Here is a 13,242-nt window from a genome sequence, read left to right on the forward strand (position 1 = left end):
ATGATGCTAGTCGTTGAGGTTTATCTCAAGGATTCCGGCCTCGGGTGATCGAAAACAATAGAAACGCAGCGCACTGCCATCTGAGGTCGATCGGAATACCACTTGGTCATCACCATTCCACTGGCTTAGCTCCGCAGCTAAATCATGGACCGTTAAAAGGTTCTCGATATCTGGTGCGTTCCTGACTGGGGGCACACCGCCTGGGCGAACTTCATTATCGCGATTCATGATCAAACAACTCCGGTAAATTCTCAGCCGTTTAGGACCGTCCGGTTAGCCGGACAAGCCATCGCCTAGCTCGACTACAGCGTCTATTCGCAACGCTTCTTTCAGATCATCTGGATCAATATCGAACGACTCGATCGTTAAACGCGCTCTGCGCGAATCGGTCGCTCTGAAGGACGTTGCTATCCGGCGGAACGCCAGGAACGACAAACCTTGGATTTCCTCCTCGTCGGTTACAACCTCGTAGGTACCGGGCGGAAACAGCCGATCGATGCCTTCGATGCAGAAGCTATGTTTGAAAACGACGGAGTCTCTACGGGATCTGACGGTCATAAAACGCTCTCCGGTCACGTTGGTGCTCGAAGCTCCGACGGAGATAACCGCGCAGATCTCGATCACGACATTCGATCTAAAATTACCAACGCCAAATGACAGAGCCCAGAATGACGAGGCCAAAGAACAGAGGAATAACAATCGGCGGAACAAGCCAGTCCCGGACGCGGGATGGTGTCTGAAGCGACATAACAACCTCCCACCAACCTCCCACTCACCCATATTGTCGTGAACTGTGGGGTTGACTTCTGTAAGACTAAATTTCTGGACGCTCTTTAGGAAAGTGGGGGTATGAGCGCGTGATCGCAATGGGAGTTGCGCGATAATAAGAAATTTCGTTCTTGCAAACCGCTTGCGACGCGATCACAGGAAAGTCCTGCACGGCAATAGCCGCGACCGCGTTCGATGCCTGGCGTCGGGGCCGCAACTATGATGTTTGTGGGCGAACTTGCTCGGTTGGAACGCCGGCCAAGTTCGCCTAATTGCTGCGGCGCCATGTTCCCATTGCGCCGCCCTCCCTCGCTTTCTCCACCATACGCTCCCGCTGTCCGCGACAGGCCGGTTACTTGCCGCTCCAGCCGCCGAGCCACCCAATCAATCGGCGCGAGCACGGGGGGTGTCGCCGGTCAGCTTTGCAGACACGCGGTGCATCTGGCGCGTTTCGGCGGAAATCGATAAGTATGGGCTATTCGCTGCAAATGAACGGCGGTGCTGGATGTGGGACTCGATACCAAAGTGGGTGCGCTACGGCGTCGGCGTGATCGTCACCATTTTTGTCGGGATCGCCATTTGGTACATGAGCCAATGAACGAAACGCCGAATTGGATTGCGTCCGGTAAGGAAGTTGAAGGTTCGACGAGCTGATCCCCGGTCGGTCGCGGTTGTTTTTGCTGGGCGTCATCACCACATACAATTGACCCACAAAAACAGGCAGCCGTGAAACCTTTGAAAGATAAGCAGGAGGAAACCCAGCCTGAGGAACGTCGGCCTCGGAACACTCAACGCGCGGATATCATCCCGACCGCAGGTTTTGCAATGGTCGTGGACGGAAAGCTGAAGGCTAACTTTGCCGATGAGGAAGTCGCTAAGGCGGCTGGTGCTGAGCTACTGGTAAGATTTCCAATACTTCGCGTAGAAGTATACAACGCCGAAACTAGAGTCCGCACCAAAGTCGATGCGATGCGTTAATCCAGCAAGTAGTCACGCTCATCCACTGGAGACCATACAATCCGGCTGGCGTTCGCAGGTGCGTTGTGGTCCGTGGTGTGATGTCCGCCATTCGAGCGGTCAGCCGTAACGCGCGTGATGGAGCAATTTCCTCAAAATCGATCGCGTGCTCTTCGAACCCGCCGACAGGAAGCAGACGGATCGCCATCCAGCGATTATGAAGTTCAAGGCGTTGCAACCATGTCAACGACAGGCAAGCCTTCAGTATCGTCTGCAAAGCAACGTTTGTTCCACGCCATAGTTGCATCATCGGGAGGTCGAGAGTTCACACAACTCCAAAAATCCTTGCGGCCCAAGCCGGATATTCTTTTTTATGCGTTCGACCGCGACTTCCACCTTGGCGCGCGCGGCGGCGTACTCGCCATTAATCGCAGCCTTGCGCTCCGTAGCTCGCGCCTCCGCTCGCCGCGATTCAATTCGACTACGGCGGCAGCAACGCAATCGTGAGCCAGACGCTTTCGTTGCGTCATCGTCGGCAGAAAGGATGTCAGCATCACTGCCCGTTGTTCTGTGCTGTTGCCAGCGCGAATTACGACTCCAGTTCAGGAATGTTGTATTCCGCGAACGCGCCTTCGATCGCACCGGCTGAGGATGCGGTGGTACTTGTAATAGTTCTCAACATTTAAGCATGCGGACTTTCCTCTTAATCCTTGGTGAAACGATCCGAAGAGCAGATGCTTCTCGATTAACTCGTAGCACCGTCGCCGTCCACGACCTCACTTTGGTAAAGTTTATCTCTCCTTCGCATCAATCCCGAGAATGCCGAGGTTCTGGCCGCGCCTCCGAGGCGCCAGTAGAAAGAAAGATGAGTGATATGATGCTGTGGATCACTCTAGGCGCCGTTTATCTCGCCATCGGCGCGGTCATAGGGCTGGTTTTGGAAGATAGATATTCTCGCAGATCATCCGCAGGCCCACCATCGCTTAAAGACTATGTGCGTTCCGCGTGTACCTACGCGTTTATCTGGCCGATATTGTTTTTCTACGGCAAACGGCGATGACCACGGTTTGCACCTAATGAGGGCGGCGCGCGCAAACCCTCTTGAAGACTTACGTCTTAGAGAAACGGACTCGCCGCCGTGTCAAAGTTTTATCCCGACGAGCGCGCAGCGCCGGAAGCGCTTCGCTAATCAGAAAATGCCTCGGCGCTCGGCCGCCTTGATTGTAGCCGCGGCTCTCTCCGATTCGCGAGCGGTTACGTCCTCGATGGCCAATTCGAGAATCTCAGCATGTCCCGCCTAGCTCCGACCGCAACTCCCTCTCTATCTTCGCGCTCTGCGAAACATTCGAGCGGCGTGCTGGATTTGCCAGTTGAGTGAGTATTGGCCGGCATGAAGCGCTTCGCTGCGTTCCGCGGCATGTTGCCTGCTGCCTGATGTCGGAACGCCGCGTAGGCGCTGCCGTGAGCCGTCATCATCGCTCCAGTCACTCGGCACCCATCGATGACTGAGAGCAGCGCTCCTCCCGCCTAAAGTGGGGCGAGCGATGTGCAAGAAATGCGAGGTCCTCCGTCTGGAGATAGACGCCACTCGCATGCTTTCGGGAGAGCTGACGGACCCAGCCAGCATCCTGCTCAACAAAGCCGACATCAAAGCCCCCGAAGAAAACCTGAACAGGGGTGATCGCAAAGCATCATGCTCTCCCCGAAGTAGGCTCGCGACGAACTGGAGTGCACCCGCGGATACTTGGGAGAACCGCGCGATCACTTCTGCGAGACTTGCTGTGCAATGTTTGGTCTAAGGCACTCACAAAAAAGGAACGGACCTACATATCAAGTCGAGGGGCCCTATCCCCTAGGACCCCGCACGGCCCGCACCTTTTGCCCCCAAGAGTCCCGCGGGACCGTGCGCCGCCCGTTGCAGAAAGCAGGAAGCCCCATAGACGCCCCACACAACGCCCAGATCATCTTCCGCGCCAATGAACTATGGGAAGAGGCCGGCAGTCGTGAAGGCGAAGAGTTCTATGCTCAGGCCGACGAGGAGCTGCGCGAGCAAGAACGATCCAATCCCGATGCGCACGAATCTTCAGATTGACCACGAGCCCACTTTTATCTCTGATACCTATCCTCGATAAATCTCACCGATTGCCGTTGCATGTTTTGCCGTACGCCATTGAGCCAATGGTAGCGGTGGTGGCACCGTCGGCAAAGCGAGCAAAGTCGTTGTCGGACATGTTTAGATAGCGGCCGTTCTTCGGGTGCCTCTTATTATGCGTCACGCACCGCTTCGAGAGCACCGCTGAGATCGGATCCGTAGTTTTCTTCCATTGGATGTTGATTGTTCTTATCCCTATTCAGTTTTCAACGAGCCGCTATCAGTTTACGCGCTGTGTGGTTTACATCCGTTGGACGGAGCGGATAGCCTGGGAAGGCGGAATTGGCACATAAACAATTAAGCTGCCCCGCATTCGCAGAACGGCTCGTATTCGGTATGTCTCCGCCAACAATGGCGCAGATGAATTCTACCACATCGGTAAAATGCACACGCGCAATCGTCATTGTTTCAAACAGAGGCATATATGTGACGTCTACCACGCCTCGAGCCGCGCAAGCTTCGCTATTCCACCCTAACGTTCAGTTTGGGCTAATCAGGAAGTCTCTATACTTGCGGTCCCAGCCCTTCATATGCCTGAGCAATGCCTGGCGCCGCTGTTCGGGCATGCCGGGGCCGTGTTCTATGAAGTCCTGAACGGTCTTCTTGAACTCGTTTGCCCGCGACTCCGAGCCCTGCGTCAGGTCGCCGTACTGCGCGACGATTTCCGTCACCCGAACTTCTATGTCATCCATCTATATGGTCCTCTGAGGCCTATCTGATATGGTGACCGCGCGCCCACATAGCTAGCTCCGCCTGCTCCGAAAGTCCTTGAACGAAGCGTCGATCAGGGGAGCTTGTCGAGCACGATCAGCTGCCGCTCCTCGCGCCTGCCGGACGCGCTTTCCAGGAATGCCTCCAGGGTATCCTTGACCTGCGGCACCTTCACGTCGGTGCTTTCGGGCCCGTCGCTGAAGCGCGCGAGTATCTCCTGTGTCTGCTTCTCGGCATCGTCATCATCGCTCATCCTCATGCTCCCATCAGCCCTTCTGCCGAACCGTAAGAGGGCAGCCCTGATATTTTCGAAGCCGGCGCGCGGGCTGTCGTTGGTTTGAAATCCGCCGTCATCAGCGATGTTGCGTACCTCGATCGAAGACATCTCCATTGCCGATAAGGTGCAATGGCGCCCGGTTCGCAATGGCGATGTGATCTCCGTCCCCGCTGGCACATGCATGCGGTCGGCGCCGGAAGCCGGAAATATCGCGGTCGCAGATCTTGTGCGCTAGCGTTCCGGGCTTATGTCAGAAGCGGCTGGCACTCGTGCACTACGACTGCCAATTCCAGAAATAATCACAAACAGCAAAGTAGGATCGCATGAACTTCCGTCCGCTTCACGATCGCGTCGTGGTCAAGCGTATCGACGCCGAAGACAAAACCGCTGGCGGCATCATCATTCCGGATACGGTCAAGGAAAAGCCCTATCAGGGCGAAATCACTGCCGTCGGGCCTGGTGGCCGTGACGAGGCAGGCAACCTGATCCCGATCGATCTCAAGGTCGGCGATCGCGTGCTGTTCGGCAAATGGTCCGGCACCGAGGTCAAGCTCAATGGTCAGGATCTCCTGATCATGAAGGAAAGCGACATTATGGGCGTTCTCACCGATCTGCCCGCCGCCAAGAAGAAAGTCGCGTAGCGCGACCAGTTTTCCTAATCCTGAGGAGTCGGCGCAGCCGGAGTCTCGAAGGATAAGGCTCGCAATCCAAATCTCATTTCTCAAGAAACCGTCCAATCGCGCGGTCTTTGGGATCTGACGAAAACGGAGATCATTATGTCAGCCAAAGAAGTCAAATTCGGCGTCGATGCTCGCGACCGCATGCTGCGCGGCGTCGAGATTCTCAACAACGCGGTGAAGGTCACGCTTGGTCCGAAGGGCCGCAACGTCGTGCTCGACAAGCCCTATGGTGCGCCGCGCATCACCAAGGACGGCGTCACCGTCGCCAAGGAAATCGAGCTTGAGGACAAGTTCGAGAACATGGGCGCGCAGATGGTGCGCGAAGTCGCTTCCAAGTCCGCGGATGCTGCCGGCGACGGCACCACCACCGCGACGGTTCTGGCGGCTGCGGTTGTGAAGGAGGGCGCCAAGTCGGTCGCCGCCGGCATGAACCCGATGGACCTGAAGCGCGGGATCGACCTCGCGGTGGAAGCCGTGGTCGCCGACCTCGTCAAGAACTCCAAGAAGGTCACCTCGAACGAGGAAATCGCCCAGGTCGGTACCATTTCATCCAATGGCGACACGGAAATCGGTAAGTTCCTTGCCGACGCCATGAAGAAGGTTGGCAACGAGGGCGTCATCACGGTTGAGGAAGCCAAGTCGCTCGAGACCGAACTCGAGGTCGTCGAGGGCATGCAGTTCGACCGCGGCTACATCTCGCCCTACTTCGTCACCAACGCCGACAAGATGCGCGTTGAAATGGAAGATGCCTACGTCCTCATCAACGAAAAGAAGTTATCTCAGTTGAACGAATTGCTTCCGTTGTTGGAAGCCGTGGTGCAGAGCGGCAAACCGCTTGTGATTATTGCCGAAGACGTCGAAGGCGAGGCGCTTGCCACGCTCGTGGTCAACCGGCTTCGTGGCGGCCTCAAGGTCGCAGCCGTCAAGGCGCCGGGCTTCGGCGATCGTCGCAAAGCCATGCTGCAGGACATCGCCGTCCTGACCGGCGGTCAGGCTGTCAGCGAAGACCTCGGCATCAAGCTCGAGAATGTCACGCTGCAGATGCTCGGCCGCGCCAAGAAGGTGATGATCGACAAGGAGAACACCACGATCGTCAACGGCTCCGGCAAGAAGGCCGACATCGAGGCGCGCGTGAACCAGATCAAGGCGCAGATCGAGGAAACCACCTCGGACTACGACCGCGATAAGCTGCAGGAGCGGCTCGCCAAGCTCGCGGGCGGCGTCGCGGTGATCCGCGTCGGCGGCGCGACCGAGGTCGAGGTGAAGGAACGCAAGGACCGCGTGGATGATGCGATGCATGCGACCCGCGCGGCGGTCGAGGAAGGCATCGTGCCGGGCGGCGGCGTCGCCCTGCTCCGTGCGTCCGAGCAGCTCAAGCGCATTAAGACGCAGAACGATGACCAGAAGACCGGCGTCGAGATTGTGCGCAAGGCGCTTTCCGCGCCCGCCCGCCAGATCGCAATTAATGCGGGCGAAGACGGCAGCATCATCGTCGGTAAGATCCTCGAGAAGGAGCAATATTCATATGGCTTCGACTCGCAGACTGGCGAATACGGCAACCTGATCTCCAAGGGCATTATCGACCCGACTAAGGTGGTTCGTGTGGCAATCCAGAACGCAGCGTCCGTCGCGGCCCTACTGATCACCACCGAAGCCATGGTGGCCGAAGTGCCGAAGAAGAACGCAGGCGCCGGCGGGATACCCCCGGGCGGCGGCATGGGAGGTATGGATTTCTAAGTCCAGCCGTTCAGAGCGCAAAAGAAAGACAAAGGCCCGGCATCGCCGCCGGGCCTGCTGCGCTGACGCAGCCCTTCGTCGAGGTCGACGCGGTCGCTCATCGGCTTGACCTGCAGATCGCGCGCATGGAAGTCGCGGTGCTCGCGAAGTCGCTTGATCTCACGACGGCGACGCGGTTCGTCACGCTGCTCGACGTCGCTGGCATCGACCGGCGGACGCGTGATCCGGAGGGGCGCTGTTCCGCGAGCGCGGCTTCGATGTGCAATTCCACATTCCAGTCTGGGACGGCGGCGAGACTCGCGTGCGTAAGTCGGACGCCATATACGCCGCCGCGTTCAACCGCCTCACGGAGAAGGCCGTCAACGTGCGGTCGGAGGCGCGCGATGCGTATCGGTCGTACCGCTCGACTTACGACATCGCCGCGCAGTATCAGCATGAGGTGTTGCCGCTGCGCAAGATCATCGCCGAAGAGAAAGAGATGCAGCCTCGCTTTTCGCAAATGCAAGACAATGGACCGCCGACGACCTGTGAAGTATTCACCGGCTTTCGCGGTGGCTCCAAGGATGCTGTCGCCATGATGCCGGCACGTCCCCGACATCGGGCTCTCCGCCAGATTTTTGCATGGCCGGCGATCATTGCCGTCCTGAGTACCATCGGATTGCTGTCTGCGCTACTTGGCGATGGCATCTGGGACGGCGTGTCGTGGATTGTGCTTGCCGTTCCAGTCGCGCTGTATTACGGGTTCTTCCGAGGCGGAATGTAAACGTCGCGCCGAGGATACTCGGGGTTCCCCATCTTGGCACCGTTGCCGTTCGAACTGGATGCGTTCGAGGGGTTCTGCGCGCACAAGCTATACAATTAGGCAGGCATCGAACCAGACGCGGTAGCCATTTGTCGCTGGCTTGGTGGTATTGGTCGACGAACGGCGTCGGTGCGCTTGCGAGCCATCGCTGATGGCGATCCAATTTTGCGGGATCGTGCAGCATCATCGCTGCGACCTCTCTGAGAATTCATGTTTTGCTGCGCCGTAAAGGCTCGCATTACGGATAAGATCCCACGGATCTATCGCGAGTTAAGGCTGCAATCGAGAAAAAGCACCGAAGCTTCGTGTCAAGGCCAAGCTGCGGGAAGATCGTCGGCCGGCGGGCGACGGGCTTCCCACCACCCACAGACAACCGTTTTCGAACGGCCGATTGTCCAAACTCTCGTCCGCCCGGGATCGCCGGCCTTGTCTGGCCGCAACGGTGCCGTCCTCGCCGCCCTCGCTCAGCTCATACCACTTTCCCCATCATGCAGACTGATTCCCAAATCGGAGCGAATAACCCCATGCATACCGGCCGCTCAATCAGCGACACAATATCAATCTTCGATGACGGCCGATATCATTTTGAGAACGCGTTGGGAGTGCTTGATCTCGTCTGTTATCTGGTCTCTGTCTTCCGGCCGTGTGTCGAGAAGCACCGTCATCTCTTTTATATTCTCCTTTATCGAGACCTTCAGATCCCGCAGTTGATCCCATCTGACTTTATCTTCTTTGGTCATCGGTCCTTTGATGCGGACCGAGCCGGTGTTCATATCGATGATGATATCATCGGGATGGGGAAGCGGAGGTGGAGCCTCAATGCCAAATTTCTTGCGCCGCGCGAGCTCCTCATCCCATTCGACCTTGTAGTTGATTGCGGTCCGCAACCATTCATCGTGCAGCTTCTTGTTGTCGCGCTCGACCGAGGTGAGCAATTCGGTGAACAGTCGCTGCGCACGTTGATTACCTTTGGCGGCATTGACGGCGAGCGAGCGTACCACGGCCTGGGCCATCGGGATGTCGACCTGACCGTTCGGATCGTTGATGCTGATCGAACGGTAGGCCTCCTCCAGGATGATGGTCTTCAGACGTTCGTCATTGAGAGCGGGGAGGGCGGCGTTCTTTTTGATCGACCCTTTGCGGCGACCAGACGGGTTGCCGGATTGTCCACGCCGGAAACGGGTCGAAAGCGGAGGCTTGGCGTAGCCGACCTCATAGTGGGCCCGTTTCGAGGGCAGGTTCGCTCGGGCCGGCGGTTTGTCGGGCCCGCTCATGCTGCTGCCCGCCGGTTGCGGTCGGGTCGGATCCCGCAAGCGACCTGTTCGGCTTCGTCTTTAGCGTAGGTCTCCCAGCGCTGGATAATCCGATCACAATAAATCGGATCGTATTCGCAGACGCAGGCTCGGCGCCCTGTTTTGTGAGATGCAATAAGGGTCGATCCGCTGCCCCCAAACAAATCCAGGACGATGCCGCCGCGCGACGAGACGTCCTTAATCGCGTCAGCTATCATCGCGACTGGCTTCACCGTCGGATGCAGCGCCAGCTCGTCGAGCCGTCCGGCTTTCATGGTATTGACGCCGCGATACTCCCAGACATTGGTACGGTAGCGTCCGTGCTGGCCGAGCTCAAAGTGGTTGTGGTGGGGGGCGGTCCCATTCTTGAAGGCAAATATCAGCTCATGCCTCGACCGGTAGAATGTGCCCATTCCGCCATTGTCCTTGGCCCACACGATCAGATTTTTGAGTTCGGTGTAGATGCCGTCGCCCGCCTTCAGCATCTCCGCCATGTGGCGCCAATCCATGCAAATGTAATGGATCGAACCATCGATGGAGTGGCGGGTGAGATTGCCGAAGCTTGCCTTGAGAAAACTGGTAAACTCCGATTCCGACATCTCTCCTGATGCCATCGCGAACTCGCGATGCCGGATTGAACCGAGGCCGCCGACGTTGCCGTCGATCCGAACATTGTAGGGTGGATCGGTAAAAACCATCTGGGCCTGCTCTGGACCCATGAGGGTGGCCACGGTGTCGGGATCGCGAGCATCCCCACAGATCAGCCGATGAGATCCCAATTGCCAGATATCGCCGCGATGACAGCGCAACGGCGCCTCGAGCGGCAATAAGTCCTCGGCAGGATCTCCGGCTTCTTCCGGTATCATGCCATCGACAAGGCTGTCGATTTCCGCCACCGCAAACCCGGTCAGCGTAAGATCAAAGTCAAGGTCGAGCTCGCTTAACGCTTTGAGCTCTTCCGCCAGGATTTCTTCGTCCCAACCGGCATTCAGCGCCAGCTTGTTGTCGGCAATGACGTAGGCCCGTTTCTCCGCTGCGGTCATCGATTCAAGTCTGATGCAGGGTACCTCGCTCATGGAAAGCAGTTCAGCGGCAGCAACCCGTCCATGACCAGCGAGAATAAAATTTTCACGATCGACCAGCACCGGATTGGTAAAGCCAAACCTGCGGATGCTGTCGGCGATTTGCCGAACCTGTTTCCGCGAATGGGTTCGTGCGTTGCGCTGCCACGGGCGAAGCACGCCGATCGGCAGATATTCAAGTTGAGCTTTCGACATGGAAGTCCCTTCCAAACAATAACGATATCGTAAGATATATAAAACGATCCGGTTTTACAATACCCTCACGCTTACGTAAGCTATGATGAACAGAAACTTCTAGATCGAGAGCAAAGATGAGTAGTTTGGCAACGCGCGTAGCAAAGCTGCGCAGATCGAAAGACCAATCATTGCAAGATGTTGCCGAGGCGGTCGGAGTTTCGAAGGCTCATATCTGGGAATTGGAAAAGGGCAGGGCGGACAATCCATCTATGGCCTTGGTGACGCGCTTGGCCGACCATTTCGGGGTGTCGGTGGCGTTTCTGGTCGGGGAAGATGTCGAGTCATCAGATGCCGATCGGCAACTCCAGCGAATGTTCAGACAAGCTCAGCAGCTCGATGCCGGCGAGCGCGCAATCCTTGACGACATGATGAAGTCGTTGCTTAAGCGCAGGACGAAAGGATGAGGGTCACACTTGACCGTATGGCCATCGAGGACGTGGGGCTAAATCCGCAACGGTTGGCGGAAGCCATCCATGACCAATTGGCCAAGATTGACGGGGCCGTGCCCATTTACGAGATTGCCGCGGCTCTCGATATCGATGAAGTTCGCGAGCAGCCCCTTTGCAATCTTGAAGCCGCGCTGGTCACGACGCCGGAACGCGACCGCGGCAGCATACTGTTGAATTCAAGATCGAACCGGCAACGAAGGCGATTCAGCTTAAGTCACGAACTCTTACACTTTCTCAATCCGACCCACGAGCAAATTTCAATAGACGGCTTCCGATGTACCCGTCAGGATATGAGGCTATCCAGCGGAGACAGGATCGCTGACCGTCACCGGCGGCAGGAAAGCGAGGCCAACTCCTTCGCTATCGAACTTCTCACCCCCCGATACCGTCTGAAGCCGTTCCTGCGCGGCGCAACGGACTTGGCTCACGTGGTGGCGATGGCAAAAGAATTCGACATCAGCCGAGAGGCGGCTGCCCGACGTTTCGTCGAGTTGCATCCGGAAGATCTCGCCGCCGTCTTCTGCAAAGACAGCCGTTTTGTGTATGCTGCCTGTGGCCGGGATTTTCCACGCCTTTCAATCACTGCGGGCGAACAATGCGACCTGGGACAGGCCGTTCAAGGAACGATCTCTAGCTTCGATGAAGTCGCGCCGGATGATTGGCTCCATGCTGCCCAGCCTGCCTGCGAATTGTCAGCTCAGACCCTGTGGCAGGCTAACGGGCGCTCGATCACGCTGTTGCGTGCCCGCCAGTCTGACGACGATGGGCCGGGCTTCGATGACACCTTCGAACGGTTCACCGGCGGACTAAGTCGATAAAACGGCAGCTTGCACTGGAGCAGAGTGAGGTGCGAGCCGGTCTTCATTGTCGCGATCAGCGGCAGCGACCTGATTGGCGCATGCTCCGTCCGGCATCGGCGGTGTGAGCGCGCCTGGTCATTTCGATCGCGTTGAGTTCGGTGAGGCGCTGCACCCTCAGTCGCGATGGGCGAGCCGGTTGCCTGCTGCAGCTCATAGAACTTCGTCATGTATGGGCCCCGCAGGCTGCTCCTGCAGCCGGGCAAGGCGCCTTTCAAGTTTCTCTCGAGAAAAGAAAATCGCGCCGTCAAGCCGGGGCGGCTCATAATAGATTGCGGCCATGCCCATGGTACGCAATCGGTGGGTGACAACGCTTCATCTTTCCGCGCTGCAGCGCGCCAATGGATGACAAGAGAGATCGGTGAATATCGCCAGCGTCCCGGAGGTGGTCGTGTATCGCCTAGAGCGCGCCTCGGCGACGAGCTACCATGCTGTAAGCAAACAAGACCACGATCGCGCCTACGACCGCGCCGATCAGGCCCGCGCCCTCACCCGGACGATACCAGCCGAGCGCTTGCCCTAGAAACGTCGCAACAAAGGCGCCGACGATGCCGAGTATCGTTGTGAGGATGAAACCCGAGGGCTCGTTGTCTCCGGGCATGATGAACTTCGCTATCACACCCGCCACGAAGCCAATAATGATCGTCCAGATAATACCCATGTCAAATCCTAGTTCGGAAGACGCCCGTCGGGCGTATACTGGTCGACGGCGGATGGAAGTTCCCGTGAAAGCCTCGCCAGCAGCTCTTCTTGCGACAGGCCGGTTTGCTGTTCCAGCGCGGCTAAAACATCCGCGCCAATCGCCTGTTTCAGTTGCGGCGCGGGAAGCTCCTTGTTCGGGCCCTTATTTATCCAGGACTCGGCGGCCTCTCCCTGACCGTTCTGCTTGAAGCGTTCGAGCAACTCGCCCAATCCGCCGCCCAGCAGGCCACCAACGCCACCACCCCCGGCAAGCGTACCGCCTAGATTGCCGAGCAGGCCGCCCAAGGGACCTTGCTGGTTGCCGGCGCCTGGCTGCGCGGTGTTGCCGGTCGCACCTTTCAGCAAGTCGGCAAGCTTGTCCCTGTTCTGGTAGCCCGCCAAGGCGAGCAAACCCAATAGCGCGGTCATCGATGGCATTCCGCGGGACATAAAAATCTCCTCTAACTCATTGCGCCTTTAACGTTCCACTTCCTGCCGAGTTCCGCGGTAGCCGTCAGATGCTTCTTTCGCCGTCGGGATTTCTCCATTGGAGAAGCCGG

Annotated in this window: 13 protein-coding genes and 1 pseudogene; 7 read left to right on the plus strand and 7 right to left on the minus strand. The window is 57.7% G+C overall.

The features are described from left to right. Window positions 1–273 precede the first annotated feature (273 nt). Window positions 274–558 (minus strand): hypothetical protein, encoded by a 285-nt coding sequence (locus NWI01_RS15245; RefSeq protein ID WP_141384861.1) that lies wholly within the window; start codon window positions 556–558, stop codon window positions 274–276. Window positions 559–1,494: 936 nt separating this feature from the next. On the opposite strand from NWI01_RS15245, the gene NWI01_RS19395 reads away from it, so the two are divergent. Both NWI01_RS19395 and NWI01_RS15255 read left to right on the plus strand, forming a co-directional pair. Continuing rightward, window positions 1,495–1,746 carry a hypothetical protein gene (locus NWI01_RS19395; RefSeq protein ID WP_244613803.1) on the plus strand — a complete coding sequence of 84 codons (252 nt, stop codon included), beginning with the start codon at window positions 1,495–1,497 and terminating at the stop codon, window positions 1,744–1,746. A 1,882-nt stretch (window positions 1,747–3,628) separates the two neighbouring features. After that, window positions 3,629–3,817, plus strand: a complete 189-nt coding sequence (locus NWI01_RS15255) for a hypothetical protein (RefSeq protein WP_141384836.1) — start codon at window positions 3,629–3,631, stop codon at window positions 3,815–3,817. Window positions 3,818–4,356: 539 nt separating this feature from the next. On the opposite strand, the gene NWI01_RS15260 is transcribed toward NWI01_RS15255, so the two are convergent. Together NWI01_RS15260 and NWI01_RS15265 are read right to left on the minus strand one after the other, a co-directional pair. Next, on the minus strand, window positions 4,357–4,569 hold the full coding sequence (locus tag NWI01_RS15260) for a hypothetical protein (protein WP_079445952.1): 213 nt from the start codon (window positions 4,567–4,569) through the stop codon (window positions 4,357–4,359). 92 nt (window positions 4,570–4,661) lie between these two features. Next, window positions 4,662–4,841 (minus strand): hypothetical protein, encoded by a 180-nt coding sequence (locus NWI01_RS15265; RefSeq protein WP_141384837.1) that lies wholly within the window; start codon window positions 4,839–4,841, stop codon window positions 4,662–4,664. A 347-nt stretch (window positions 4,842–5,188) separates the two neighbouring features. Between NWI01_RS15265 and NWI01_RS15270 the strand changes: the two genes are divergently transcribed. The 3 genes and pseudogenes from NWI01_RS15270 to NWI01_RS15280 form a co-directional block, all read left to right on the plus strand. Further along, window positions 5,189–5,506 (plus strand): co-chaperone GroES, encoded by a 318-nt coding sequence (locus tag NWI01_RS15270; RefSeq protein ID WP_141384838.1) that lies wholly within the window; start codon window positions 5,189–5,191, stop codon window positions 5,504–5,506. A 135-nt stretch (window positions 5,507–5,641) separates the two neighbouring features. Further along, on the plus strand, window positions 5,642–7,282 hold the full coding sequence (groL, locus tag NWI01_RS15275) for a chaperonin GroEL (RefSeq protein ID WP_141384839.1): 1,641 nt from the start codon (window positions 5,642–5,644) through the stop codon (window positions 7,280–7,282). A 53-nt stretch (window positions 7,283–7,335) separates the two neighbouring features. Next, window positions 7,336–7,787 (plus strand): annotated as a pseudogene (locus NWI01_RS15280) (TolC family protein); the annotation flags it as partial. A gap of 854 nt (window positions 7,788–8,641) precedes the next feature. On the opposite strand, the gene NWI01_RS15285 reads toward NWI01_RS15280, so the two are convergent. Beyond that, the gene (locus tag NWI01_RS15285) at window positions 8,642–9,358 is read right to left on the minus strand and encodes a DUF5681 domain-containing protein (RefSeq protein WP_141384840.1); all 717 of its coding nucleotides are present in this window, start codon (window positions 9,356–9,358) and stop codon (window positions 8,642–8,644) included. Next, window positions 9,355–10,653 carry a site-specific DNA-methyltransferase gene (locus tag NWI01_RS15290; RefSeq protein WP_141384841.1) on the minus strand — a complete coding sequence of 433 codons (1,299 nt, stop codon included), beginning with the start codon at window positions 10,651–10,653 and terminating at the stop codon, window positions 9,355–9,357. Before NWI01_RS15290 ends, NWI01_RS15285 begins: the two co-directional genes overlap by 4 nt. A 116-nt stretch (window positions 10,654–10,769) precedes the next feature. Between NWI01_RS15290 and NWI01_RS15295 the strand changes: the two genes are divergently transcribed. Together NWI01_RS15295 and NWI01_RS15300 are read left to right on the plus strand one after the other, a co-directional pair. Further along, a complete protein-coding gene (locus tag NWI01_RS15295) occupies window positions 10,770–11,099 on the plus strand; it encodes a helix-turn-helix domain-containing protein (protein ID WP_141384842.1) in 330 nt (109 codons plus the stop codon). Window positions 11,100–11,116: 17 nt separating this feature from the next. Continuing rightward, on the plus strand, window positions 11,117–11,962 hold the full coding sequence (locus tag NWI01_RS15300) for an ImmA/IrrE family metallo-endopeptidase (protein ID WP_244613804.1): 846 nt from the start codon (window positions 11,117–11,119) through the stop codon (window positions 11,960–11,962). Window positions 11,963–12,401: 439 nt separating this feature from the next. Here NWI01_RS15300 and NWI01_RS15305 read toward each other — a convergent pair whose 3' ends face one another. Beyond that, on the minus strand, window positions 12,402–12,662 hold the full coding sequence (locus NWI01_RS15305) for a GlsB/YeaQ/YmgE family stress response membrane protein (RefSeq protein ID WP_141384844.1): 261 nt from the start codon (window positions 12,660–12,662) through the stop codon (window positions 12,402–12,404). A gap of 8 nt (window positions 12,663–12,670) precedes the next feature. Further along, window positions 12,671–13,132: a YidB family protein gene (locus NWI01_RS15310; RefSeq protein ID WP_141384845.1), complete on the minus strand. Its 462-nt coding sequence runs from the start codon at window positions 13,130–13,132 to the stop codon at window positions 12,671–12,673. Between the last annotated feature and the right edge of the window lie 110 nt (window positions 13,133–13,242).

The organism is Nitrobacter winogradskyi (assembly GCF_006539545.1).
GTDB lineage: Bacteria > Pseudomonadota > Alphaproteobacteria > Rhizobiales > Xanthobacteraceae > Nitrobacter > Nitrobacter winogradskyi_A.

Excerpts from the sequence above, each read along its gene's own strand:
- NWI01_RS15305 (WP_141384844.1), bottom strand. The coding sequence starts at position 12,662 with ATGGGTATTATCTGGACGATCATTATTGGCTTCGTGGCGGGTGTGATA.
- NWI01_RS15260 (WP_079445952.1), bottom strand. The coding sequence starts at position 4,569 with ATGGATGACATAGAAGTTCGGGTGACGGAAATCGTCGCGCAGTACGGC.
- NWI01_RS15310 (WP_141384845.1), bottom strand. The coding sequence starts at position 13,132 with ATGTCCCGCGGAATGCCATCGATGACCGCGCTATTGGGTTTGCTCGCC.
- NWI01_RS15245 (WP_141384861.1), bottom strand. The coding sequence starts at position 558 with ATGACCGTCAGATCCCGTAGAGACTCCGTCGTTTTCAAACATAGCTTC.
- NWI01_RS15295 (WP_141384842.1), top strand. The coding sequence starts at position 10,770 with ATGAGTAGTTTGGCAACGCGCGTAGCAAAGCTGCGCAGATCGAAAGAC.
- groL (WP_141384839.1), top strand. The coding sequence starts at position 5,642 with ATGTCAGCCAAAGAAGTCAAATTCGGCGTCGATGCTCGCGACCGCATG.
- NWI01_RS15300 (WP_244613804.1), top strand. The coding sequence starts at position 11,117 with ATGGCCATCGAGGACGTGGGGCTAAATCCGCAACGGTTGGCGGAAGCC.
- NWI01_RS15270 (WP_141384838.1), top strand. The coding sequence starts at position 5,189 with ATGAACTTCCGTCCGCTTCACGATCGCGTCGTGGTCAAGCGTATCGAC.
- NWI01_RS15265 (WP_141384837.1), bottom strand. The coding sequence starts at position 4,841 with ATGAGCGATGATGACGATGCCGAGAAGCAGACACAGGAGATACTCGCG.
- NWI01_RS15285 (WP_141384840.1), bottom strand. The coding sequence starts at position 9,358 with ATGAGCGGGCCCGACAAACCGCCGGCCCGAGCGAACCTGCCCTCGAAA.
- NWI01_RS15290 (WP_141384841.1), bottom strand. The coding sequence starts at position 10,653 with ATGTCGAAAGCTCAACTTGAATATCTGCCGATCGGCGTGCTTCGCCCG.